Source organism: Bradyrhizobium symbiodeficiens, assembly GCF_002266465.3.
In the GTDB taxonomy this organism is placed as follows: domain Bacteria; phylum Pseudomonadota; class Alphaproteobacteria; order Rhizobiales; family Xanthobacteraceae; genus Bradyrhizobium; species Bradyrhizobium symbiodeficiens.
On sequence record NZ_CP029427.2, the window covers coordinates 6943389 to 6967465 of the forward strand.

The following is a 24077-nucleotide window of genomic DNA, read 5'->3' on the forward strand; positions in this document are numbered from 1 at the left end:
ATGAGCAGTCCTATTCTTAGCCCGTTGTCCTCAACGGACATTGAATGAAGCTGTCGGAAACTGGCAAGCGAGAGCTACGTACGATACCGGAGGTCGCAGGCTCGCGGGCGAAGGCCCACATCGAGATACCAATAACTTGAGAGCCGAAACGCGAATGACCGGGCGGGCCCCGGGCATCGCGACACAGATGGCAAACAAACCCGTCGTTTCACACCTCGAAGAACACCGTCTCGTTGTCGCCCTGAAGCCGCAGGTCGAGGCGATAGACCGCCTTGCCGGCTTCGCGCACCGCCGTCAGCGTGGCGCGGCGGTCGGCGGGTACCAGCGCGAGCACCGGGTCGGCGGCATTGCCGACCTCGTCGTTGAAATAGAGCCGGGTATAGAGATGCCGCAGCATGCCGCGGCCGAACACCGCAAGGAGGATGTGCGGCGCCTGCGGCTTGCCGTCGGGATCCGGCACCACGCCCGGCTTGATGGACTCGAAAGCGTAATTGCCATCCTTGTCGGTGCCGCAGCGCGCAAAGCCGCGGAAGCTCGCATTCGGCAGCGCACGCTTGTCCTGCGGATCGGCGAAGCGGCCTTGCGCGTCCGCCTGCCAGATCTCCAGCATGCAATCCGGCACGGCAACGCCGTCACCGTCGAACACGCGACCCTCGATGCGGATGCGCTCGCCGGAAACGTCGGACGTGAGCGTCGAGTTGGTGAAAGCGTCGTTCCAGGCATATTCGCCGTTCGGCGTCAGGCCGTATTTGAAGAATGGGCCGACGGTCTGCGATGGGGTGATCCCGTTGGGCTTCACAGAATCCTGCACTTAATGGTTCTCCATGGGCGTGGCGTTCTTGCCGCGCAGCACGATGTCAAAGCGGTAGCACAGCGCCCATTCGGGCTGGGTGTTCTCGAGATCGAACGAGGAGACCATCCGCGCGCGCGCCTTCTCATCCGGCACCGAGTTGAAGATCGGATCGAACGGGAACAGCGGATCGTTCGGGAAGTACATCTGCGTCACGAGGCGCGTGATGAAGGAATGGCCGAACACAGACAGATGGATATGTGCCGGACGCCACGCATTGTGGTGATTGCCCCAGGGATAGGCGCCCGGCTTGATGGTGACGAAGCGGTAGTAGCCGCTCGCATCGCTCACGGTGCGGCCGGCGCCCGTAAAATTCGGATCGAGCGGCGCAGGGTGCTGGTCGCGGACGTGAACGTAGCGGCCGCAGGAATTGGCCTGCCAGATCTCGACCAGCGAATTCGGCACGCCACGGCCGTCCTCGTCGCGCACATGGCCGTGCACGATGATGCGCTCGCCAATCGGCTCGCCCGTATGCTGGGTGGTGAGATCGCTGTCGCCCTCGCGGACGGTCTCGTGGCCATAGACCGGACCGGTCAGCTCCGACAGCGTGTGGCGCATCGGAATCAAGGGCTTGTTCGGCGCGCGCTTGATCGAGCTCTTGTAGTCGGGCGACAGCGGCAGCGGATGCGCCTTGTTGCTGTCAGTGGGATAGATGAATGTCATTGGCGAATTCCTCCCCGGCCATTGTGGTCCGGCCGGACAACTTCCGCCAATCATTATAGGATATAACTAATTTAGGAAAGCAGGTTTCGGGGACCCTGGCTCCTCGATTCCGTCATGGCCGGGCTTGTCCCGGGCATGACGAATTCGTGGTGTAAGAAACTTCGTCCACCTCTCCGCGCACAGGCCGAAAGAAGGAGGGAGACTCAGTTCAGCTTCTCGATTGCAACCGCCACGCCCTGGCCGACGCCGACGCACATGGTGGCGAGCGCGAGCTTGCCGCCGCGCTTCTCCATGCCGTGGACCGCGGTGAGCGCGAGGCGCGCGCCGCTCATGCCGAGGGGGTGGCCAAGCGCGATGGCGCCGCCATGCGGATTGACGAAGTCTGCATCATCAGGCACGCCGAGCTGACGCATGCAGGCGATGCCTTGCGAGGCGAAGGCCTCGTTGAGCTCGATCAGGTCGAAATCGCTGATCCTCTTGCCGAGCCGCTCCATCAGCTTGCGGGTTGCGGGCACCGGGCCGATGCCCATGATGCGCGGCGGCACGCCCGCCGAGGCAAGGCCGAGGATGCGCGCGCGGGGCGTGAGACCATGCTTCTTCACGGCAGCTTCGGACGCCAGGATCATCGCGGCCGCGCCGTCATTGACGCCGGAGGCGTTGCCGGCGGTGACCGTACCAGGGTTGCGCACGATCGGCTTCAGTTTTGCCAAGCCTTCGAGCGTGGTCTCGGGACGCGGATGCTCATCCTTGTCGACCGTGATCGGGCCGGCCTTGCCGCCGGGAATGGTGATCGGAATGATCTCTTCGGCGAAATAGCCGGCGGCGATCGCCGCACCGGCACGCTGCTGCGAGCGGATCGCAAAGGCGTCCTGGTCGGCGCGCGAGACCTGGAATTCCTCGGCGACGTTCTCGCCGGTCTCCGGCATCGCATCGACGCCATACTGTGCCTTCAGCAGCGGATTGATGAAGCGCCAGCCGATGGTGGTGTCGAAGATCTCGGCCGAGCGCGAGAAGGCTTCCTGCGCCTTGCCCATCACGAAGGGCGCGCGCGTCATGGATTCGACGCCGCCGGCGATGGCAAGCTCGATCTCGCCGGAACGAATGGCGCGGCCTGCGGCACCGACCGCATCGAGGCCGGAGGCGCAGAGCCGGTTCAGCGTCTGGCCGGGAACCGAATCCGGCAAGCCCGCCAGCAGCAGCGCCATGCGCGCGACGTTGCGGTTGTCCTCGCCGGCCTGATTGGCGCAGCCGAAGAAGACTTCGTCCACCTGCGCCCAGTCGAGATTGGGGTGCCTGGCCATCAGCGCCTTGATCGGGGCTGCGGCCAGATCGTCGGCGCGCACCTTGGCGAGTGAGCCGCCGAAACGGCCGATCGGGGTCCGCACGGCATCGCAGATAAAGACATCACGCATCGTTGTTCTCCCTGAATGCCGCGGTTCGGCCAGAATTCTTCCAGAATTCTTCAATGACGGCGGAGTTTTAGGAGGGCGCCCGCGGCAGGTCAATTGACTGATACACGCGTGTTCCGAGGGGCCCGCACGCTGGCCATGCATGCCGCAATGCGGACAACGTGGAAAACCCGCCCTCGCCGGCCAAAGCGATAGGAGCACGGGACGAAATTTTGTAGGTTGCGCCGCCCATGACGATGCAACAGCCCATCTCCGCTCCAGAGCCCGAATCCACGCCCGCGCCCCAGGCGGAAGCCGCCGCGCGAGTCACGCCGATGATGGAACAGTACCTTGAAATCAAGGCGGCGCATCAGGGCCTGCTGCTGTTCTACCGGATGGGTGATTTCTACGAATTGTTCTTCGAGGACGCCGAGATCGCCTCGAAGACACTCGGCATCGTGCTGACCAAGCGCGGCAAGCATCAGGGCAATGACATCCCGATGTGCGGCGTGCCGGTCGAGCGCTCCGAGGATTATCTGCACCGCCTGATCTCGGCCGGCCACCGGGTCGCGGTGTGCGAGCAGACCGAGGATCCCGCTGCCGCGAAAGCACGCGGCAACAAGAGCGTCGTGCGCCGCGGCGTGGTGCGGCTGGTGACGCCGGGCACGCTGACCGAGGACACGCTGCTCGACGCCCGCGCCAACAATTATCTGCTGGCCATTGCGCGCGCCCGCGCCTCCGGCGGCGGCGATCGCTTCGGGCTCGCCTGGATCGACATCTCGACTGCCGAATTCACCGTGATGGAGTGCTCGGGCGGCGAGCTGGCCGCGACGCTGGCGCGCATCAACCCGAACGAGGCCATCGTCACCGACGCACTCTACAACGACGGCGAGCTCGGGCAGACCCTGCGCGAACTGCCGGCGGTGACGCCGCTGACCCGCGACGTCTTCGACGGCGCCACCGCCGAGAAACGGCTGTGCGACTATTTTGCCGTCGCGACCATGGACGGACTGGCGCAGCTCACGCGTCTCGAAGCCACCGCCGCAGCGGCCGCCGTCACCTATGTCGACCGCACCCAGGTCGGCAAGCATCCGCCGCTGTCGCCGCCCGCGCGCGAAGCTTCCGGCGCGACCATGGCGATCGATCCGGCGACGCGCGCCAATCTCGAGCTGACCCGGACGCTCGCGGGCGAACGCCGCGGCTCGCTGCTCGATGCGATCGACTGCACGGTGACCTCGGCGGGCTCGCGCCTGCTCGCCCAGCGTCTGGCCGCGCCGCTGACGGACGCGCCGGCGATCGCACGCCGGCTCGATGCGGTCAGCGTCTTCGTCGGCGATTCAGCTGCACGCGAAGACATCCGCAGCATATTGCGCGGCGCGCCCGACATGTCGCGTGCGCTGGCGCGTCTGTCGGTCGGCCGCGGCGGCCCGCGCGATCTCGCGGGGCTGCGCGACGGCATCACCGCCGCCGACCAGGTGCTGGCGCGGCTTGGCGAGCTCGATCAGCCGCCGCAGGAAATCGCCGCGGTGATGGCGGCGCTGCAAAGGCCCTCGCGCGAGCTCGCGGCGGAATTCGCCAGCGCGCTCGACGAGCAGCTGCCCCTGATCAAGCGCGACGGCGGCTTCGTCCGGCAGGGCTATGAACCCGCCCTCGACGAAGCACGCAACCTGCGCGACGCCTCACGCCTCGTGGTGGCCTCGATGCAGGCGCGCTACGCCGACGCGACCGCCGTGAAAGGTCTCAAGATCCGGCATAACAACGTGCTCGGCTATTTCGTCGAGGTCACCGCGCAGCACGGCGAGAAGCTGATGTCGGCGCCGCTGAATGCCACCTTCATCCATCGCCAGACGCTGGCGGGCCAGGTACGCTTCACCACCTCCGAGTTAGGCGAGATCGAAGCCAAGATCGCCAACGCGGGCGACCGTGCGCTCGGGCTCGAGCTCGAGATTTTCGAGCGGCTGTCAGCGAAGGCCATGGCCATCAGTGACGATCTGCGCGCCGCTGCCCACGCCTTCGCCTTGCTCGACGTCGCGACCTCACTGGCCAAGCTCGCGGTCGACGATAATTATGTGCGGCCGGATGTGGACTCGTCGCTTGGCTTTGCGATCGAGGCCGGTCGCCATCCCGTGGTCGAGCAGGCGCTGAAGCGCAATGGCGAGCCGTTCATCGCCAATGCCTGCGATCTGTCGCCGGCACCCGCACAAAAATCCGGCCAGCTCTGGCTGCTCACCGGTCCGAACATGGCCGGTAAATCGACATTCCTGCGCCAGAACGCGCTGATTGCCCTTCTTGCCCAGATCGGCAGCTTCGTGCCGGCTACGCGCGCGCGGATCGGCATCATCGACCGCCTGTTCTCGCGCGTCGGCGCCGCCGACGATCTCGCCCGCGGCCGCTCCACCTTCATGGTGGAGATGGTCGAGACGGCTGCGATCCTGAACCAGGCCGGCGAGCGCTCGCTCGTCATCCTGGACGAGATCGGCCGCGGCACCGCGACCTTCGACGGTCTCTCGATCGCCTGGGCCGCGATCGAGCATCTGCACGAAAGCAATCGTTGCCGGACGCTGTTCGCCACGCATTATCACGAGCTGACCGCGCTCTCGGCCAAGCTGCCGCGCATGTTCAACGCCACCGTGCGGGTGAAGGAGTGGCAGGGCAACGTCGTGTTCCTGCACGAGGTGCTGCCTGGCTCGGCCGACCGCTCCTACGGCATCCAGGTGGCGAAGCTCGCCGGCCTGCCGCCGGCGGTGATCACGCGCGCGAAATCGGTGCTCTCCAAGCTGGAGGCGCAGGACCGCGGCCAGACCGCACGAGCCCTGGTGGACGATCTGCCACTGTTCGCGGTGCCCTCCCGCGCGGCCGCCGAAGCGGCGCCGCCGAGCGAGGCGGAGCAACTGATGGAAGCCGTGAAGGCGCTGCATCCGGACGAGATGTCGCCGCGCGAGGCGCTCGATGCGCTGTATGCGTTGAAGGCCAAGCTGCCGAAGCAGTGAGCGTGCCGTAGCCCGTATGAGCGAAGCGATATCCGGGACGCCTGTTCCCGCATATCGCTTCGCTCATACGGGCTACGATACTTTTTGCGCCGAGAGAAAAGTGGCGCCCTACGCCCTTGCCGCGATCGCGGCGGCTTCCGCGGCGGCGCGCTGCATGCTGTTCGACATCTCGTTCGTGACCGTGCTCTGCTCCTCGACGGCGGCGGCGGTGGACGTCACGTATTCACTGACACTGGTGATGGCCTGCTTGATCGAGCCGAGCGCGCTGACGACGTCGCCCGAGATGCCGTTGAGGCTGCCGATCTCCGCACCGATCTTGTCGGTGGCCTGCTTGGCCTGGTTGGCGAGGCTCTTCACTTCGGAGGCGACCACGGCAAAGCCGCGGCCCGCTTCGCCGGCGCGGGCGGATTCGATCGTGGCGTTCAGCGCCAAGAGGTTGATCTGACCGGTGATGCTGTTGATCATCTCGACGATGCCGCTCATCGACTGCGCCGCCTCGGTTAGGCGCTGGGCCTGCGCGTCGGCGGAAGCGACCTGATCCACCGCGCTCATCGCGGTCTCGCGAGATTTGGTCATGGCCTCGGAAATCTCCCGCACCGAGGCGTTCAGCTCCTCCGAACCGGCCGCGACCGATTCCATCATGCCGCGCACGCGCTCGTTGCCCATGCGGACCAGCACCTGCTTGGTGGTGTCGGTTGCATATTTCACCACCTTGAACGGCTTGCCGTTGAGATCGAGGATCGGGTTGTAGGAGGCCTGGATGTAGACCTCCTTGCCGCCCTTGCCGATACGCTTGTATTCGGCCGCCTGATATTGACCGCGGTTGAGCGCGGCCCAGAATTCGCGATAAGCGGCGCCATCGCGCTCGCTGGGCTCGACGAACATGCTGTGATGCTTGCCCTTGATCTCGGCCAGCGAATAGCCGAGCGCGCCGAGGAAATTGGCATTGGCGGTGATGATCGTGCCGTCCATGTTGAATTCGATCACGGCCTGGGCCTTGTCGATCGCCGCGATCTGACCGGCGAGATCGGCGTTCTTCAGCTTGTCCGCGGTGACGTCGGTCGCGAATTTGACGACGCCGTACGGCTTGCCGCTCTCGTCGAGCAGCGGATTGTAGGAAGCGAGAATCCAGATCTCGCGGCCGCCCTTGCCGATACGCTTGAACTCGCCGGCCTGGTAGTCGCCGCGGTTGAGCGCGGCCCAGAACTCGCGATAGGCGGTGCCGTTGCGCTCGGCCTCGGCCACGAACAGGCTGTGATGCTTGCCCTCGATCTCGGCCAGCGAATAGCCGAGCGCCTTGCAGAAATTCTCGTTTGCCGTAACGACGGTGCCGTCGAGCTTGAATTCGATGACGGCTTGCGCGCGGCCGATGGCGGCGATCTTCGATGCATCCGTCATGCTCCGGATCTTCTTCGCCGTGATCTCGGTTGCAATCTTGGCAACCAACACCGCCTTGCCGCTGCCATCGAGCACCGGATTGTAGGACGCCTCGATCCAGACCTCGCGGCCACCCTTCGCGATCCGCTTGAACTCGCGTGCCTGATACTCGCCACGGTTTAACGCAGCCCAGAACGCCTTGTACTCGGCGCCGTCGCGCTGGTCGGCCGGCACGAACATGGAGTGATGCTTGCCCTGAATCTCGTCAAGCCGATAGCCGAGCGCGTCGAGAAAATTCTGGTTGGCCGTGATGATCGAGCCATCGAGATTGAATTCGATCATAGCCTGCGAACGGCCGATGGCGTCGAGCCGCGCTTGGGCATCACTGGGGGACTTGCGACCGAACATCAAGGAATCTCCATCTCGAAATAACGTGGGAGGCTGTAGGGGAGGTACCGTTGCGGCAACACGGCCGCACTCAAATCGACAATTCCCGCGGGTCCCTGCACTCGGATGCAGCTCGGACGAGTTCGCGCTGACGAGAGCGGAAGCGGGTACGCTGAGTCATTCGTAAGCGAAAAGCGCGAAGAAAGTTCTAATAGAATTGTCGGAAATCGGCGGGAGCTGGAATGACCAGCGTCGACGCAACTTGAAATGACACATCTCATTCAATGGCTTGCCAGGATGCCGCAAGGCCGTTGCACATGGGATCGTCATCCCGCAAATGACTTTTCGCGACACTGCGTCGCGCATATCCGTAGTCTCACGGCTGTGGCCGTGCCTTGTGCATCGCATGGCGGCCGATGCCCCACAGCGTCAGATTCCAGGCGATGCAGGTGCCGAGCGCGAGACACAGACCAACGGCCGAGCCGAACGCCACCACCGCCACGTGCAGGACGGCGATTGCCGTGCCGAATCCGAGCAGACCCCAGGCGGAGTTGGCGAGCACGGCGGCGGTCGGCGGGCCACCGATGCGCGGGTGCAGGATCAACATGATGCTGGAGAACACCACGGGATACAGTGCGATGATGCCGCTGATGCGGGGGCCAACCCAGCCCGAGGTCGAGACCACGATGGCAACGAGGGTCGCGACCAGCGAAGCGCGCATCGGCACATCGTACCAGCGGCGCGTCACCAGCGGCATCTTCACGTGGCGATAGCCCGCCAGGAGCGGAATGCAAATGCCGAAGGCGATCAGATTGGCGGCGAGCCCGGCGGTGAGCGACCAATCGAACTGGCGGATGATCGAGGCAAGCACGATCCAGACCGCAACCGCGCTTCCGCAACTCACCGCGAGATTGTGCCGCTGCGCCAGCACGACATAGATGAGGCACATGAAGATCGTCGCCGCATTGATCGGAAGGCTCGCCAGCGAGCCCTGCGCGATGAAGGCGGCATCGTGGTCGAGCGCGAGGAAGACGTAGGAGGGACCGGCCGAGATCGGCAAGGTCGCGACCAGCGCGCCGATCACCGGACCCGCGCGCTCGGTGATGATCGAGGCCGAGACGACGAACGCCGCCGCGATCGCCATGCGCAGGAAGAGGAAGAGGAGGAAGTAGAGATCGGGGGACATTCATCCGTCATTCCGGGGCGCGCGGAGCGCGAGCCCGGAATCCATAACCACAGACCGTGATTGTTTTGGAAGGCTGGAGCTACGACGATCCTGGATCACAACGGCCTGGGGTTATGGGTCCCGGGCTCGCGCCAAGCGGCGCGCCCCGGGACGACACAAATTTCGGGGTTACGACCTTCGCCTCACATCCGCTGCATCGACACCGACGCTTTCGGGCCGTTCTTGATGGTCTGATAGACCACGCAATAGCGCTCGGTGAGTTTCAGCAGCAGATCGAGCTTGTCCTGCGGCGCTGGCGTATCGACCTCGAAGCGCAGACGGATCTCGGCGAAGCCGACCGGGGTCTCCTTGTCGATGCCGAGCGTGCCGCGGAAATCGAGATCGCCCTCGGCATAGACGTTGCCGGTCTTCAAGGGCACCTCGATCGCGGTCGCGACCGATTTCAACGTGACGCCGGCACAGGCGACCAGGGCTTCCAGCAGCATGTCGCCGGAGCAGAGCTCGAGGCCGGAGCCGCCGGTCGCCGGATGCAGGCCCGCCATCGCGATGGCGCGGCCGGTCTCGACCTTGCAGGCGATGCCTTCGCCATCGGTGGAGCCCTTGGCCTTCAGCGTGATCAGCGCGGTCTTGGGATCGGTCTTGTAGCGCTCCTTGATCGGAGCCTGCATCTGGCGCAGCTCTACAGCGTCCATTTTCGTTCTCTCCCCCGTGAGTCGCATTTGACGAACGGTATAGAAGGCGATCCATTTCGTGTCAGCCCATGATTAATGGAGGCTGCCATGAGCGGCCGGAACTAAAGCCAGAAAATCAAGTATATTCATGATGTTATGCCAGGCTATCGAGGCCGCCCCGCGGCGCTCCGATCTGGGTAGCCGGACACATCTGCCGCCCCCTCACGAATGTCTCGTGACAGCGCCTGTCGCCTCTTATATCCGGTGAGACATGGACAGCATCGCGACTGAGCACAAGGCCGAAGGGGATGATCGTTTCGACACTGCGCGGATCACCGCTGCGGTCGATGCGCTTGCCGAAAAGCACCAGGGACGCGAAGACGCGTTCCGCACGGCCATGGCGCAATTGCTCAAGGCCGAGCTGATCGCGGCGCGGGACGTCGCACAAGCGATCCTGCTCAAGGACCGCCACGGAAGGCACTGTGCCGAGCGGCTGTGTCACGTGCAGGACGAGATCATCCGCATCCTGTATTCGGCGGCGACCCGCCATCTCTACCGCTCGCCGATCCCGAGCGGTGCCGAACGCATGGCGGTGGTCGCGACCGGCGGCTACGGCCGCGGTCTGATGGCGCCCGAATCCGACATCGACCTGTTATTCATCCTGCCCTACAAGCAGACCGCCTGGGGCGAGCAGGTCGCCGAGGCGATCCTCTATTGCCTGTGGGACATGGGGCTGAAGGTCGGCCACGCCACGCGATCGGTGGACGAGTCGATCCGGCAGGCGCGCGGCGACATGACCATCCGCACCGCGATCCTGGAGACGCGCTTCCTCACCGGCGACAAGCCGCTTTACGACGAGCTGGTCGCGCGCTTCGACAAGGAGGTGGTGCAAGGCACCGCATCGGAATTCGTCACCGCAAAGCTCGCCGAGCGCGAGGAGCGCCATCGCCGCGGCGGCCAGTCGCGCTACCTGGTCGAGCCCAACGTCAAGGACGGCAAGGGCGCGCTGCGCGACCTGCACACGCTGTTCTGGATCGCCAAATACGTCTACCGCGTGCGCGACACCGGCGAACTGGTCGCGCGCGGTGTGTTCGATGCGCAGGAATACCGCAGCTTCCGCCGCTGCGCCGACTTCCTCTGGTCGGTGCGCTGCAATCTGCACTTCTACTCCGGCCGCGCCGAAGAGCGTCTCTCCTTCGACCTGCAGCGCGAGATCGCGGTGCGGCTCGGCTACACCTCGCATCCCGGCATGCAGGACGTCGAGCGCTTCATGAAGCACTACTTCCTGGTCGCCAAGGAAGTCGGCAACCTCACCGCCATCCTCTGCGCCAAGCTCGAGGACCAGCAGGCCAAGCCCGCGCCGGTGTTGAGCCGGATGATGGCGCGGCTGCGGCCGACCGCGGCGAAGCGGCGCGTCCCCGACAGCGACGACTTCATCGTCGACAACAACCGCATCAACGTCGCCGCACCCGACGTGTTCAAGCACGACCCGGTCAATCTGATCCGCATTTTCCGCCTCGCGCAGAAGAACAACCTCGCCTTCCATCCGGACGCGATGCGCGACGTGACGCGCTCGCTCGGCCTGATCAACGCGCAGATGCGCGAGAATCCCGAGGCCAACCGGCTGTTCATGGAGATCCTGACCTCCGACAACGCCGAGATCGTGCTGCGGCGGATGAACGAGACCGGCGTGCTCGGACATTTCATCCGCGCCTTCGGCAAGATCGTCTCGATGATGCAGTTCAACATGTATCATCACTATACGGTCGACGAGCATTTGATCCGCTGCGTCGGCTTCCTCCAGGACATCGAGCGCGGCGGCCTCGATGAATTCGCGCTCGCGAGCGACCTGATGCGCAAGATTCGCCCCGAGCATCGCGCGGTGATCTACATCACGACGCTACTGCACGACATCGCCAAGGGCCGGCCCGAGGATCATTCGATCGCCGGCGCCAAGGTGGCGCGGCGGCTCTGCCCGCGGCTCGGCTTCAGCGCCGCCGACACCGAGCTCATCGCCTGGCTGATCGAGGAGCATCTGACGATGTCCACGGTCGCACAGTCGCGCGACCTGTCCGACCGAAAGACCATCGAGAATTTCGCCGCCGTGGTGCAGTCGGTCGAGCAGATGAAGCTGCTGACGATCCTGACCACCGCCGACATCCGCGGCGTCGGTCCCGGCGTGTGGAACGGCTGGAAGGCGCAGCTCTTGCGCTCGCTTTACTACGAGACCGAGCCGGTGCTGACCGGCGGCTTCTCGGAAGTCGACCGGGGAAAACGTCTTACCGCCGCTTACGCCGAATTCCGCAACGCCTTCGCCGAATGGCCGGCGGAGGAGCTCGATGCCTATATCGGCCGTCATTATCCGGCCTATTGGCTCAAGGTCGAGCTGCCGCGAAAGATCCGCCACGCCCGCTTCGTCCGCTCCAGCGAACAGGCCGGCCACAAGCTCGCGATCAATGTCGGTTTCGACGAGGCGCGCGGCGTCACCGAGCTGACGATCTTCGCGGCCGACCATCCCTGGCTGCTGTCGATCATCGCCGGCGCCTGCGCTTCGGCCGGCGCCAACATCGTCGACGCCCAGATCTACACCACGACCGACGGCCGCGCGCTCGATACCATCTCGATCTCCCGGGAATACGACCGCGACGAGGACGAGGGACGGCGCGCCACCCGCATCGGCGAGATGATCGAGGACGTGCTGGAAGGCAAGCTACGCCTGCCCGAAGTGGTGGCGCGGCGCACCGTGCGCAGCAAGGCGCGCCCCTTCGTGATCGAGCCGGAAGTCACCATCAACAACCAATGGTCCGACCGCTACACCGTGATCGAGGTGTCCGGCCTCGACCGGCCCGGCCTGCTCTACGAGCTGACCACCGCGATCTCGAAGCTCAACCTCAACATCGCCTCGGCCCACGTCGCGACGTTCGGCGAGCGCGCCCGCGACGTGTTCTACGTCACCGACCTCCTGGGTGCGCAGATCAACGCGCCGACGCGACAATCGGCCATCAAGAGCGCGCTGACCCATGTGATGGCCGGTGAAAAGGCGGCCCAGCCGGCGGCGTGAGGAGCACCGTTCGGGCCCGGCTTTCTCTTTCGTCATTCCGGGGCGCCGCGCAAGCGGCGAACCCGGAATCCATTGAGCCACCGATTGCGCGGATAGATGGATTCCGGGCTCGCGCTACGCGCGCCCCGGAATGACGATGGTGAGAGACCTAAATCTCCACCCCCTCATGCCGCAGCAGCCAGCGCTTGCGCTCCAGCCCGCCGCCGTATTTCACCAGCGAGCCGTCGGCACCGATCAGGCGGTGGCAGGGCAGCACCACGCTGATCGGGTTGGAGCCGTTGGCATGACCGACGGCACGAATGGCTTTTGGCAGGTCGATTTTTGCGGCGAGCGCGCCGTAGCTCATCGTGGTGCCGGCGGGGATGTGAGCCAGCGCGTTCCAGACCCTCTGCTGGAACGGCGTCCCGGCGATCCGCCATGCGATGGCCGAGAGTCGACTGAAATCGCCGTCGAAATAGCCCGACAGCGCCGTCCGCATTTCCGTCGGCGCAGACTGGTCGCTCAAATCGACCGCACCGTAGTGCAGACGCAGGAGCCCACGCATGCGGTGCTCGTAGTCCTCCCAGTCGAGCGCACGTAGCGCACCCTCCGCATCGGTGACGAGCAGCGCGACGCCGATCGGCGTCGTCACGCGATCAAGGCCGAAGCTTACGGACGGTCTGGTCGATCGGCTGGCCATCGCGGCACCATTGCATCGAAACACACCCATCGCACTTGCCATGCCGGCCGTGCTACCGTCCACCCGAAAGCTGACGCTGGGGGAGCTCAACTTGATTCTCGTTGCCAATATCCTGGTGGCGCTGGTCGCCGCATTGCACGTCTTCTTCCTGATCCTAGAGATGTTCCTCTGGGACAAGCCGCAGGGCTTGAAGGTATTTCGCAACACGCCGGAGAAGGCCGAGATCACGAAGGTGCTGGCCGCCAATCAGGGCCTCTATAACGGCTTCCTCGCCGCCGGCCTGATCTGGGGTCTGGTCCACGGCAACCCGGCCTTCGCATTCCAGATCAAGGCGTTCTTCCTGCTTTGCGTGATCGTGGCCGGCGCCTACGGCGCCGCAACCGTCAGCAGCCGCATTCTGATGGTGCAGGCACTGCCCGCGGCGATCGCGCTGGTTGTACTGTTCCTGACCTGAGGCGCTAGAGCGCAGCACCGCGATCCTTGCGCGGCGCAAGTCCTTCCTCCACAATCTTCGGCAGCGATGGCGACCGTTGGCAATCAACGGGAAAAGACCGTCGACCGGAAAAATTCCGTCAGGAGGAACAACCCAACATGAGCAATCACAGAGCCTTCATAGCTGCCACGGCGGCGCTCGCCTTCGTGGTCTCCGCCAATCAAGCCTTCGCCCAGAAGAAATACGACACCGGGGCGACCGACACCGAGATCAAGATCGGCCAGACCGTGCCGTTCTCCGGCGCCTACTCCGTCTACGCCAATATCGGCAAGACCCAGGCCGCCTACTTCAAGATGATCAACGATCAGGGCGGCATCAACGGCCGCAAGATCAACCTCATCCAGTATGACGACGCCTATTCGCCGCCGAAGACCGTCGAGCAGGTGCGCAAGCTGGTCGAAGGCGACGAAGTGCTGTTCACCTTCCAGATCATCGGCACGGCCGCGAACGCCGCCGTGCAAAAATATCTCAACGGCAAGAAGATCCCGCAATTGCTGGCCTCGACCGGCGCCGCGCGATTCAACGATCCCAAGAACTATCCCTGGACCATCGCCTACAATCCCAACTACGTGTCCGAGGGACGGATCTACGCCAAATACATTCTCAAGGAGCATCCGAACGCCAAGATCGGCGTGCTCTACCAGAACGACGACATGGGCCGAGACTATCTCGCGGGGCTCAAGAGCGGCCTCGGCGACAAGGCCGCCAGCATGGTCGTCGGCGAGGTCTCCTACGAGGTCACCGACCCGACGGTCGATTCCCAGGTGGTCAAGCTGAAGTCGATGGGCGTCGACGTCTTCTTCGATGCCTCGACGCCGAAATTCGCGGCACAAGCGATCAAGAAGCTCGCCGACCTCGGTTGGACGCCGGTTCATATCCTCGACATCAATGCGAGCCCGATCTCGGCGACGCTGAAGCCGGCCGGCCTCGATATCTCCAAGGGCATCATCTCGACCCAATATGGCAAGGAGCCCAGCGATCCCCAGTGGAAGGACGATCCCGGCGTGAAGGCCTTCTTCGCCTTCATGGACAAGTATTTCCCGGAAGGCGACAAGCTCAACACTGTCAACACCTACGCCTATTCGGTGGCCGAGCTGCTGACGCAGGTGCTCAAGCAATGCGGCGACGATCTGACGCGTGAGAACATCATGAGGCAGGTCGCCAACATCAAGGACTTCACCCCGAGCTTCGCGCTGCCCGGCATCAAGATCAACACCGGGCCCAACGACTTCCGCGTCAACAAGCAGATGCAGATGATGAAGTTCAACGGCGAACGCTGGGAGCTGTTCGGACCGATCATCGAGGATTCCGGGCCCGCGGGTTAGTCTCGTTCTCGCAGGGTGGGTCGAAGGCGTAACCCACCCTGCTCCGATCCGCAGATACAGAAGAGGTGGGTTACGCGCCGCGCACCGCGCTTCGTGCAGTCCGCAGAGCTGACCCACCCTACGAACGCCCACCTTGCGTTGCAACACCCGTTCCTTCACACTTGCCCTCAACCGATGGCATCGGACGCGCAAGCGCGCGCCGGGAGATCATCGGCAATAACAAGTGAGGGAATTGCGAATGAGGAATGGAAAACTGCATCTGGCCACGGCGCTCGCTCTGGCGCTGTCGATTTCAGCGGCCAATGCCCAGAAAAAATATGATCCGGGCGCCAGCGACACCGAGATCAAGGTCGGACAGACCATGCCGTTCTCGGGGCCGGCGTCGGCCTATTCGTCGATCGGCAAGACGCAGGCCGCTTATTTCAAGATGATCAACGACCAGGGCGGCGTCAACGGCCGCAAGATCAATTTGATTCAGTACGACGACGCCTATTCGCCGCCGAAAGCCGTGGAGCAGATCCGCAAGCTGGTCGAGAGCGACGAGGTGTTGCTGACCTTCCAGATCATCGGCACGCCCGTGAACGCGGCCGTGCAGAAATATCTCAACGCCAAGAAGGTGCCGCAGCTGTTCGCTGCGACCGGCGCCTCGCGGTTCACGGACCCCAAGAACTTCCCGTGGACCATGGGCTTCAATCCCAACTACTTCGTCGAGGGGCGCATCTACGGTCAGTACATTCTGAAGGAGCATCCGAACGCCAAGGTGGGCGTGCTCTATCAGAACGACGATCTCGGCAAGGATTATCTGAACGGCATCAAGGCCGGCCTCGGCGACAAGGCCGCCAAGATGATCGTGACTGAAGCCTCCTACGAGGTGTCCGATCCGACCGTCGACTCGCAGGTCCTCAAGATCAAGGATGCCGGCGCCGACCTGTTCTTCAGTGCGAGCACGCCGAAGCAGGCCGCGCAGGCGATCAAGAAGATCGCCGAAATGGGCTGGCATCCGGTCCAGATCGTCGACATCAACGCCACCTCGGTCGGCGCGGTGCTCAAGCCCGCAGGCCTTGACGCCGCCAAGGGCCTGATCAGCGTCAACTACGGCAAAGAACCGCTCGATCCGACCTGGAAGGACGATGCCGGCCTGAAGAAGTATTTCGACTTCATGGCGAAGTACTATCCTGATGGCGACAAGGACTCGAACTTCAACACCTACGGCTACAGCACGGCGCAGCTGCTGGTGCATGTGCTGAAGCAGTGCGGTGACGATCTGACCCGTGAGAACGTCATGAAGCAGGCGGCCTCGGTGAAGGACTTCGCCACCGACACGGCGCTCCCCGGCATCAAGGTCAACACCTCGCCGACCGACTACCGCGTCAACAAGCAGCTTCAGATGATGAAGTTCAACGGCGAGCGCTGGGAACTGTTCGGCCCGATCCTGGAGGATTCGGGCACCGCGGGTTAGTTATCGGAAACAGTCGTAGGGTGGGCAAGGACGCGCAAGCGTCGTGCCCACCATTTCCCCACGATCACGACCAAGGTGGTGGGCACACGCCGGGATGCGCATTCGCGCCCCCCGTCGCTTTGCCCACCCTACAACTTATGAAGGTATCTCTCCAAAATTCTTCCCCACGGGCAGCACGGCATGCCGGATCAATCGCGAGTCTTCCACCGCGGCCTGGCGGTGCTTGACCGCCTCGCGATAGACGGGATCGCGGATCATCTCGACGAAGGCTCCGACGTCAGGATATTCGGCGATGAAGCAATGGTCCCAGCGCTCGTCCTGCGGGCCGATCAGCATCAGCTCGAACCTGCCCTGCCAGACGATGCGGCCGCCGAGGCGCTCGAACACCGGGCCGCTCTCGCGGCCATAGGCGGCATAGGCTTCCGCGCCGCTCGCCTTGCGTCCGTCCGGGTAGGCCGCCTCCTTGCGCAGGCGCACCAGGTTGAGCATGTGGATCGGGCCGGGGCGGTTATTGTCCCGGAACTGCGCGAAGATTTCCTTGGTCGGATCGATATGGCCCATGCGGGTTTCCCTTGCGTGTTTCCTCGGATTTTGTGTCGGCGATCCTAGCTCCGCCGCGCGATCAGCGGAACTGCGGCAGGCGAATGCCGCACCTCCTAATCACGCGTTAACGTCGGGGTAACCGGGCCTTAAACAGCGACCGCTAGCGTGCGGCGGGGCAGGCTGACCGGGCGTATTTGCGTATGGCGTGGGGAAAGAAAAAGGGTGGGCGGAAGGAGCCGCTGTTCGGCTTGCCCGCGGCGCTCGCCGATCTGCGCCTGACCCCGGCGGATCGCATTCCCGGCGGCGAGAACAAGCCGAAGAAATCGACGAAATCACCCGCCAAGCGCAAGACTGGGGAGTCCGGCGACGAGCCGCCGCGCGAGCGCAAGGCGCAAGCCGGCCGCAGCGGCACCAAACGCCGGTCCAAGTCACGCATCGGCGCCAGCCTCGGCCGCATGGTCTATTGGGGCGCGGTGCTCGGCCTGTGGGGCGCGATCGCGGTGATCGGCGTCGTGATCTATGTCGGCGCCCACCTGCCGCCGATCCAGTCGCTGGAAATCCCGAAGCGCCCGCCGACGATCCAGATCGTCGGCATCGACGGCAGCATTCTGGCGCAGCGCGGCGAAATGGCCGGCGCCAATATCGCGCTGAAGGATTTGCCGCCGTATTTGCCGAAGGCCTTCATCGCCATCGAGGACCGCCGGTTCTATTCGCATTTCGGCATTGATCCCGTCGGCATCCTGCGCGCCCTCGTCACCAACGTCATGCATCGCGGCGTCTCGCAGGGCGGCTCGACGCTGACGCAGCAGCTCGCCAAGAACCTGTTCCTGACCCAGGAGCGCACCGTGCAGCGCAAGCTGCAGGAGGTGGAGCTCGCGATCTGGCTGGAGCGCAAGCATTCCAAGGACGAGATCCTGGAGCTCTATCTCAACCGCGTCTATTTCGGCTCCGGCGCCTACGGCGTCGAAGCTGCCGCGCAAAGATATTTCGGCAAGTCGGCGAAGAACGTCACGGTCGCCGAGGCCGCGATGCTGGCCGGCCTCGTCAAATCGCCCTCGCGCCTCGCGCCGAACCGCAACCCCGAGGGCGCCGAAGCCCGCGCGCGAATCGTGCTTGCGGCGATGGCGGATGCAAAATTCATCACCGATGCGCAGGCGCAGGCCTCGATCGGCCATCCCTCCTACAATGTGAAGCCGGTCGGCGCCGGCACGATCAACTACGTTGCCGACTGGATCGGCGAGGTACTGGACGATCTGGTCGGCCAGATCGACGAGAGCATCAAGGTCGAGACCACGATCGATCCGAAGCTGCAGAGCGTGGCGGAAGCCGCCATCATCGACGAGCTTGCGGCAAAAAGCGTGAAGTTCAATGTCAGCCAGGGCGCGCTGGTGGCGATGACGCCTGACGGCGCGGTGCGCGCCATGGTCGGCGGACGGAACTATTCCGAGAGCCAGTACAACCGCGCGGTGACCGCGAAGCGCCAGCCGGGCTCCTCGTTCAAGCCGTTCGTCTATCTGACCGCGCTCGAGCAGGGGCTGACGCCCGACACGATGCGCCAGGATGCGCCGATCGAGGTCAAAGGCTGGCGGCCTGAGAACTACACCCACGAATATTTCGGCGCGGTGACGCTGACGCAGGCGCTGGCGATGTCGCTCAACACGGTCGCGATCCGCCTCGGCCTCGAGGTCGGGCCGAAGAACGTGGTGCGCACCGCACATCGGCTCGGCATCTCCTCCAAGCTCGAACCCAACGCCTCGATCGCGCTCGGTACCTCCGAGGTCTCCATGGTCGAGCTGGTCGGCGCCTATGCGCCCTTTGCCAATGGCGGCCTCGCGGTGACGCCGCATGTCGTCACGCGGATCAGGACGCTCAGCGGCAAGCTGCTCTACATGCGCCAACCCGAGGAGCGTAACCAGGTCGTCGATCCCCGCTATGTCGGCATGATGAACGCGATGATGCGGGAGACGCTGATATCGGGCACCGCCAAGAAGGCCGAGATTCCCGGCTGGCCGGCCGCCGGCAAGACCGGCACCAGCCAGGATTATCGCGACGCCTGGTTCATCGGTTACACCGCCAACCTCGTCACCGGCGTCTGGCTCGGCAATGACGACAATTCGCCGACCAAGAAGGCCACAGGCGGCGGCTTGCCGGTGGAAGTCTGGTCGCGCTTCATGAAGACGGCGCACGAGGGCGTGCCGGTGGCGGCATTGCCGAGCACACAAGGTGGCTGGGGCCTGTCGAACCTGGCGCAGGCGGCATCGCAGGTGTCGCCGCCGACAGCGGCCGCGCCACCGACGGCGGCCAACAATGGCGGCTATCGCCCGCCGCCCCCGACGCGCGCCAATGCGCGGCCGGAGGCTGCGGCAGGGCTCGATGGTTGGTTGATGGACCGCCTGTTTGGCGGAAATCGCTAGGCTCGGGCGGAGGGCATTCAGCCCCTCAAACCAAAAAGTGCGAAAACAACCCCATGCACAGTAGCCGGCGATAGCAAAATCAACGGCTTGCGCGGGCAGCGCTGCGGGGAATCCAGTACGCTGCGACGCTTCGGTTCAGAAACAACTGCCTCCGGAATACTGAATCGCCCGCTCCAGTGCGCACTTGCGCACAAGGCGGGCGATGACAGCGTCAGATGGAGCAAAAGCGCGCCCCTAATCCTCGACCCCGTAGCGGTGCAGATCATTGCCGTAGGTGTCGAGCCACTTCTTGGCACGCTCCATCGACGGGCAGACTTTTCCGCACACGCGCCAGAACCGGGCCGAATGGTTCATCTCGACGAGATGGGCGACTTCGTGCGCGGCGAGGTAGTCGAGCACGAAGGGCGGCGCGAGGATCAGCCGCCAGGAGAACGACAGCGAGCCGGCCGAGGTGCAGGAACCCCAGCGGCTGGACTGATCGCGGATCGAGAGCCGCTTGACCCTGACACCTAGCTCGGCGGCGTAGGCCTCCGACGAACGCTGCAGGTCGTGGCGTGCCTCGCGCTTGAGGAAGTCACTGACGCGGCGATCGACATGTTCGAGCCCGCCGGCGACGCAGAGAATGCGCTCACCGCTATCGCGGACCTCGGTCCACACCGTGCCGCGCGTGCCGGCGCGATGAACGATGCGATGCGGCGTGCCACGAAGCGGTATCACCGTGCCCGGCTGGAACGGCGCGGCCTTCGGCAAGCGACCGAGGCGCGCGGCGATCCACGCACCGTGGCGCTGCGCGAAGTCTTTGGCCTCGGCCAGCGTGCCGCGCGGCGGCATGGTGAGGATGGCTTCGCGATCGCTCGGATGAATTCTGAGCGTGTAACGACGCGCGCGGCGGTGCCGCCGCAATCGGATGGCAAAATATTGCGATCCGTGGGTGATCAGGACGGTCTTCGGTTCGTGGGGACGCCGATAGAGGAGAGCGCGAGTGGCCATGTCTGTCAGTCCAGGGAGCAAGAGTTCGCCCGGATTCTGCCATAACCGCCGCCAGGGAAAGCGCTCGGCGCAAAAACAAATCATTTGCCCAATATACAGCGGTCTGGCGTCCGGGAGACCCTACAGACTGGGGTTGGAACCGGCTTTTTTCGCCCCCGCTGGACGCATGCGGCACCCCCAAGGGGTGAGGATGGACTCACTCCTATGAAGCTACCTAAATACCGCGAATCTGGAGGGAACCTGACCCTGCCGGAGGCGTCGGCAGGGCCCGAATTTTCGACGGGAAAGCCGAAAAAGAAGCTATTCGGCCGCGCGAGCCTGCAATGAGCTCGGATTTGCCGCTGAAACCATGAAGTCGTGAATGCGCGGCACGATTTCCGACCTGAAGCGCGAGCCGTTGAACACGCCGTAATGTCCGACGCCCTTCTGCACGTAATGAACGCGGCGATGATCGGGGATCGAGCTGCACAATGTGTGCGTCGCTTCGGTCTGGCCGAGACCGGAGATGTCGTCGTTCTCGCCTTCGACGGTCATCAACGCCACGCGCGTGACCTTGGAGGGATCGACAAGTGTTCCGCGATGGGCCATCTCGCCCTTCGGCAGCGAGTGCTTCACGAATACGGTGTCGACCGTCTGCAGGTAATATTCGGCGGAGAGGTCCATCACCGCGAGATACTCGTCATAGAACTCGCGATGCTTGTCGACGAGGTCACCGTCGCCCTTCACCAGATGGGCGAAGAGCTGCTTGTGGGCGTCCATGTGGCGGTCGAGATTCATGCTGATGAAGCCGTTGAGCTGCAGGAATCCCGGATAGACGTCGCGCATCATGCCCGGATGCGGGAACGGCACCTTGGTGATGACGTGGTTGCGGAACCAGTCGATGCCGCGCTCCTGGGCGAGATTGTTCACCGCCGTCGGATTGCGGCGAGTGTCGATCGGCCCGCCCATCAGCGTCATCGAAGTCGGCACGAAGGGATCGCGCAGCGATTCCATCACCGAGACGGCAGCGACGACCGGCACGGAGGGCTGGCACACCGCCAGCACATGCGTGTTGCCGCCGAGGACGTGCAGCATCTCGATGACGTAGTCGATGTAATCGTCGAGATCGAAACGGCCATCGCTGAGCGGCACCATGCGGGCGTCGGCCCAGTCGGTGATGTAGACCTCATGCGCGGGCAGGAACGCCTCGACCGTGCCGCGGAGCAGCGTCGCATAATGGCCGGACATCGGCGCCACGATCAGCACACGCGGCTGCGGACTGCGCAGCGGACGGGTGAATTTGCGATCGAAATAGAGCAGCCGGCAGAATGGCTTTTCCCAGACCGAGCGAACCTCGACGGGGACGCGGATGCCGTTGACCTCGGTGTCGTCGAGGCCCCATTCCGGCTTGCCGTAACGGCGCGTGGTCCGCTCGAACAATTCGCAGGCCGCGGCAACCGACTTGCCGACCTCGGTGCGTGCCCAGGGATTGAGGGGATTCTGAAACAGCAGCTTGGTCGCGTCAGTGACCGCACGTGCCGGATTGAGAGAGGCGTGCGCCATCTCGTACATCCAGTACATCGGCGTCGTCAGGACCGGACTGCCTTCGGCCGCCAGGGGCGGCGCGCCGCCAAACTCACCAATAGGCATCGCTATATCCTTCTTCGCATCGCAGCATACTGCCGAATGCGTAATATTGCGTCAATGCATGCTTCCGTACATCTACGTAGCGAAAACGGCTAAACCGGCCTGAATCCACGATAAAGCGACGTTATTCGCCACCCGACAACAGGGAGCCATTCCGCTTGGCGCTGCGCAAAAGGGCAAGGAATGCCCAAAAAGAAGCTCCCAGCAGCACCGCATTGATGGCCAACGCATCCAGCATCAGATCGATCCGGAAGGTTCGCTCGATCAGCAGCGCGCGCATCCCTTCGAACACGTAAGTCGGCGGCAGCGCCCAGGCGATGGGTTGCAGCCAGACCGGCAACACGCTGACGGGATAGTAGACGCAGGCGAGCGGCAGGATCGCGAACATCAAGGTCCAGACGATGCTCTCGGCGCCGAGGCCGTTTCGCAGCACCAGCCCCGACACGAAGATGCCGACCGACCAGCTCGTGAAGATCAGATTGCAGAAGAATGCGATCAGCGGCAGGCCGAGGGCATAGACATTGAAGTGAAACATCACCAGCGCGAGCACGGTCATCGGAATGATCCCGATCGCGAGCCGGATCAGGCTCATGACCATCAGCGACAGCAGAAACTCGATCGGCCTCAAGGGGCTCATCATGAGGTTGCCGATGTTGCGCGCCCACATCTCCTCCAGGAACGAGATGGAGAAGCCGAGCTGCCCGCGGAACAGGATGTCCCAGAGGATGACGGCGCCGATCAGGGTGCCGCCGGCGCGCGCGAAGAAATTGGAATTCTCGGCGATGTAATACTGGATGAAGCCCCAGGTGATGACCTGCAGCGCCGGCCAGTACAGCAATTCGAGCAGCCGCGGCCAGGACGACATCAGGAGGTACCAGTAGCGCAGGATCATCGCGCCGATGCGGTGGACGGAGATGCCGCGGTGGAGGGAGAGCTCGGTCATCGGGGCAATCCGTTGTCCGGATGAAGACTGTCATCCCGGGGCGCGACGAAGTCGCGAGCCCGGGATCCATAGCCACAGGATTGAATTGGACGAAGACTCGGAATTACCGATCTCGCCTCACAACCGCGGCCTGTGGTTATGGATTCCGGGCTCGCGCTCCGCGCGCCCCGGAATGACGGGACTCTAGCCGGGGTTCTACAGTTCGCCCTCACCTCGCCGCCTCCTTCGCGCCGTTCGCCCGGCCGCGCGCGACGTCCAGAAACACCTCTTCCAGCGTGGTACGGTTGTAGCGCGCCATGATCGCCTCCGGCGTATCGTCGTCCTCGATGCGGCCGCGCTTCATGATGATGACGCGGTCGCAGAGCCGCTCGACCTCGAGCATGTTGTGCGAAGCCAGGAGGATGGTGGCGTTGTTGTCCTTGCGATAACGCTCAAGATGCGCCCGCACCCAGTCGGCGGTATCTGGGTCGAGCGAGGCGGTCGGCTCGTCGAGGAGCAACAGCTCGGGCCGGTTGATCAGCGCTTTGGCCAGCGCGACGCGGGTCTTCTGCCCGGCGGACAGCTTGCCGTTGGCGCGGTCGATGAATTCGGTGAGGTCGAGATCGTCCGCGAGCGCGGCAATGCGCTCCGACAGGTGCTTCACCGCATAGAGCTTGCCGAACACGGTGAGGTTCTGCCGCACCGTGAGCCGCATCGGCATATCGACATAGGGGCTCTCGAAATTCATCCGCCCCAGTACGGACGCGCTCTCCTCGGGCATCCCATGACCGAGCACCTGCACACGGCCGGAGGTCGGCAGCACCAGGCCCATGATCATTGCGATGGTCGTGGTCTTGCCGGCGCCGTTGCCGCCCAGAAGCCCGGTGATACTGCCGCGCGGCAGCGAAAAGGAAATGTCGTCAACGGCGCGGGTCTGCTTGTAGACCTTGACGAGGTGATCGACCTCGATCGCCGCGGAGGAGCTGCGCCCCGCGACAGTCGGCGGACTTGAAGCTTTGTCGTTCCCGGTCATGCTGGGGCGTTCTTCTGCTA

18 protein-coding genes are annotated in these 24077 nt (G+C 64.1%); 6 read left to right on the forward strand and 12 right to left on the reverse strand.

Features of this window, described 5'->3' with window-relative positions:
• Positions 1-208 precede the first annotated feature (208 nt).
• The 3 genes from pcaG to pcaF all read right to left on the reverse strand — a co-directional run bounded on the left by pcaG (position 209) and on the right by pcaF (position 2925).
• Positions 209-811 carry a protocatechuate 3,4-dioxygenase subunit alpha gene (gene pcaG, locus CIT39_RS32760; protein ID WP_094976211.1) on the reverse strand — a complete coding sequence of 201 codons (603 nt, stop codon included), beginning with the start codon at positions 809-811 and terminating at the stop codon, positions 209-211.
• Positions 812-1513, reverse strand: coding sequence for a protocatechuate 3,4-dioxygenase subunit beta (gene pcaH / locus CIT39_RS32765; RefSeq protein WP_094976210.1), 702 nt, complete (start codon positions 1511-1513; stop codon positions 812-814). It lies immediately after the preceding gene.
• 203 nt (positions 1514-1716) lie between these two features.
• Positions 1717-2925 carry a 3-oxoadipyl-CoA thiolase gene (pcaF, locus tag CIT39_RS32770; RefSeq protein ID WP_094976209.1) on the reverse strand — a complete coding sequence of 403 codons (1209 nt, stop codon included), beginning with the start codon at positions 2923-2925 and terminating at the stop codon, positions 1717-1719.
• 227 nt (positions 2926-3152) lie between these two features.
• On the opposite strand from pcaF, the gene mutS reads away from it, so the two are divergent.
• A complete protein-coding gene (mutS, locus tag CIT39_RS32775) occupies positions 3153-5891 on the forward strand; it encodes a DNA mismatch repair protein MutS (RefSeq protein ID WP_094976208.1) in 2739 nt (912 codons plus the stop codon).
• A gap of 108 nt (positions 5892-5999) precedes the next feature.
• Here mutS and CIT39_RS32780 read toward each other — a convergent pair whose 3' ends face one another.
• From CIT39_RS32780 to CIT39_RS32790, 3 genes are all read right to left on the reverse strand, one after another.
• Complete coding sequence (locus CIT39_RS32780) at positions 6000-7676, reverse strand: methyl-accepting chemotaxis protein (RefSeq protein WP_094976207.1); 1677 nt, start codon at positions 7674-7676, stop codon at positions 6000-6002.
• Positions 7677-8031: 355 nt separating this feature from the next.
• The gene (locus CIT39_RS32785) at positions 8032-8841 is read right to left on the reverse strand and encodes a hypothetical protein (RefSeq protein WP_094976206.1); all 810 of its coding nucleotides are present in this window, start codon (positions 8839-8841) and stop codon (positions 8032-8034) included.
• A 182-nt stretch (positions 8842-9023) separates the two neighbouring features.
• Positions 9024-9533 (reverse strand): OsmC family protein, encoded by a 510-nt coding sequence (locus CIT39_RS32790; RefSeq protein ID WP_094976205.1) that lies wholly within the window; start codon positions 9531-9533, stop codon positions 9024-9026.
• Positions 9534-9783: 250 nt separating this feature from the next.
• Between CIT39_RS32790 and CIT39_RS32795 the strand changes: the two genes are divergently transcribed.
• Positions 9784-12573: a [protein-PII] uridylyltransferase gene (locus CIT39_RS32795; RefSeq protein WP_094976204.1), complete on the forward strand. Its 2790-nt coding sequence runs from the start codon at positions 9784-9786 to the stop codon at positions 12571-12573.
• A 148-nt stretch (positions 12574-12721) separates the two neighbouring features.
• On the opposite strand, the gene CIT39_RS32800 is transcribed toward CIT39_RS32795, so the two are convergent.
• Positions 12722-13252 (reverse strand): methylated-DNA--[protein]-cysteine S-methyltransferase, encoded by a 531-nt coding sequence (locus tag CIT39_RS32800; RefSeq protein ID WP_094976203.1) that lies wholly within the window; start codon positions 13250-13252, stop codon positions 12722-12724.
• Between the two features lie 40 nt (positions 13253-13292).
• Here CIT39_RS32800 and CIT39_RS32805 point away from each other — a divergent pair, with 40 nt between their 5' ends.
• The 3 genes from CIT39_RS32805 to CIT39_RS32815 all read left to right on the forward strand — a co-directional run bounded on the left by CIT39_RS32805 (position 13293) and on the right by CIT39_RS32815 (position 16529).
• Positions 13293-13706: a DUF1304 domain-containing protein gene (locus CIT39_RS32805; RefSeq protein ID WP_162308813.1), complete on the forward strand. Its 414-nt coding sequence runs from the start codon at positions 13293-13295 to the stop codon at positions 13704-13706.
• A 137-nt stretch (positions 13707-13843) separates the two neighbouring features.
• On the forward strand, positions 13844-15070 hold the full coding sequence (locus CIT39_RS32810; protein ID WP_094976202.1) for an ABC transporter substrate-binding protein: 1227 nt from the start codon (positions 13844-13846) through the stop codon (positions 15068-15070).
• Positions 15071-15308: 238 nt separating this feature from the next.
• Positions 15309-16529, forward strand: coding sequence for an ABC transporter substrate-binding protein (locus tag CIT39_RS32815; protein WP_094976201.1), 1221 nt, complete (start codon positions 15309-15311; stop codon positions 16527-16529).
• Between the two features lie 135 nt (positions 16530-16664).
• Here CIT39_RS32815 and CIT39_RS32820 read toward each other — a convergent pair whose 3' ends face one another.
• Complete coding sequence (locus CIT39_RS32820) at positions 16665-17090, reverse strand: DUF1330 domain-containing protein (RefSeq protein ID WP_094976200.1); 426 nt, start codon at positions 17088-17090, stop codon at positions 16665-16667.
• 182 nt (positions 17091-17272) lie between these two features.
• Between CIT39_RS32820 and CIT39_RS32825 the strand changes: the two genes are divergently transcribed.
• Positions 17273-19486, forward strand: coding sequence for a transglycosylase domain-containing protein (locus CIT39_RS32825; RefSeq protein WP_094976199.1), 2214 nt, complete (start codon positions 17273-17275; stop codon positions 19484-19486).
• A gap of 234 nt (positions 19487-19720) precedes the next feature.
• Here the strand turns inward: CIT39_RS32825 and CIT39_RS32830 are convergent, their stop codons facing one another.
• The 4 genes from CIT39_RS32830 to CIT39_RS32845 form a co-directional block, all read right to left on the reverse strand.
• Positions 19721-20560 carry a M48 family metallopeptidase gene (locus CIT39_RS32830; protein ID WP_094976198.1) on the reverse strand — a complete coding sequence of 280 codons (840 nt, stop codon included), beginning with the start codon at positions 20558-20560 and terminating at the stop codon, positions 19721-19723.
• A gap of 216 nt (positions 20561-20776) precedes the next feature.
• Positions 20777-22105, reverse strand: a complete 1329-nt coding sequence (locus CIT39_RS32835; protein WP_094976197.1) for a polyhydroxyalkanoate depolymerase — start codon at positions 22103-22105, stop codon at positions 20777-20779.
• Between the two features lie 121 nt (positions 22106-22226).
• Positions 22227-23045, reverse strand: coding sequence for an ABC transporter permease (locus CIT39_RS32840; protein ID WP_094976196.1), 819 nt, complete (start codon positions 23043-23045; stop codon positions 22227-22229).
• A 208-nt stretch (positions 23046-23253) separates the two neighbouring features.
• The gene (locus tag CIT39_RS32845; protein ID WP_162308814.1) at positions 23254-24057 is read right to left on the reverse strand and encodes an ABC transporter ATP-binding protein; all 804 of its coding nucleotides are present in this window, start codon (positions 24055-24057) and stop codon (positions 23254-23256) included.
• Positions 24058-24077: the final 20 nt, after the last annotated feature.

Excerpts from the sequence above, each read along its gene's own strand:
- pcaH (WP_094976210.1), bottom strand. The coding sequence starts at position 1,513 with ATGACATTCATCTATCCCACTGACAGCAACAAGGCGCATCCGCTGCCG.
- pcaF (WP_094976209.1), bottom strand. The coding sequence starts at position 2,925 with ATGCGTGATGTCTTTATCTGCGATGCCGTGCGGACCCCGATCGGCCGT.
- mutS (WP_094976208.1), top strand. The coding sequence starts at position 3,153 with ATGACGATGCAACAGCCCATCTCCGCTCCAGAGCCCGAATCCACGCCC.
- CIT39_RS32780 (WP_094976207.1), bottom strand. The coding sequence starts at position 7,676 with ATGTTCGGTCGCAAGTCCCCCAGTGATGCCCAAGCGCGGCTCGACGCC.
- CIT39_RS32785 (WP_094976206.1), bottom strand. The coding sequence starts at position 8,841 with ATGTCCCCCGATCTCTACTTCCTCCTCTTCCTCTTCCTGCGCATGGCG.
- CIT39_RS32790 (WP_094976205.1), bottom strand. The coding sequence starts at position 9,533 with ATGGACGCTGTAGAGCTGCGCCAGATGCAGGCTCCGATCAAGGAGCGC.
- CIT39_RS32795 (WP_094976204.1), top strand. The coding sequence starts at position 9,784 with ATGGACAGCATCGCGACTGAGCACAAGGCCGAAGGGGATGATCGTTTC.
- CIT39_RS32800 (WP_094976203.1), bottom strand. The coding sequence starts at position 13,252 with ATGGCCAGCCGATCGACCAGACCGTCCGTAAGCTTCGGCCTTGATCGC.
- CIT39_RS32805 (WP_162308813.1), top strand. The coding sequence starts at position 13,293 with ATGCCGGCCGTGCTACCGTCCACCCGAAAGCTGACGCTGGGGGAGCTC.
- CIT39_RS32810 (WP_094976202.1), top strand. The coding sequence starts at position 13,844 with ATGAGCAATCACAGAGCCTTCATAGCTGCCACGGCGGCGCTCGCCTTC.
- CIT39_RS32815 (WP_094976201.1), top strand. The coding sequence starts at position 15,309 with ATGAGGAATGGAAAACTGCATCTGGCCACGGCGCTCGCTCTGGCGCTG.
- CIT39_RS32820 (WP_094976200.1), bottom strand. The coding sequence starts at position 17,090 with ATGGGCCATATCGATCCGACCAAGGAAATCTTCGCGCAGTTCCGGGAC.
- CIT39_RS32825 (WP_094976199.1), top strand. The coding sequence starts at position 17,273 with ATGGCGTGGGGAAAGAAAAAGGGTGGGCGGAAGGAGCCGCTGTTCGGC.
- CIT39_RS32830 (WP_094976198.1), bottom strand. The coding sequence starts at position 20,560 with ATGATTTGTTTTTGCGCCGAGCGCTTTCCCTGGCGGCGGTTATGGCAG.
- CIT39_RS32835 (WP_094976197.1), bottom strand. The coding sequence starts at position 22,105 with ATGCCTATTGGTGAGTTTGGCGGCGCGCCGCCCCTGGCGGCCGAAGGC.
- CIT39_RS32840 (WP_094976196.1), bottom strand. The coding sequence starts at position 23,045 with ATGACCGAGCTCTCCCTCCACCGCGGCATCTCCGTCCACCGCATCGGC.
- CIT39_RS32845 (WP_162308814.1), bottom strand. The coding sequence starts at position 24,057 with ATGACCGGGAACGACAAAGCTTCAAGTCCGCCGACTGTCGCGGGGCGC.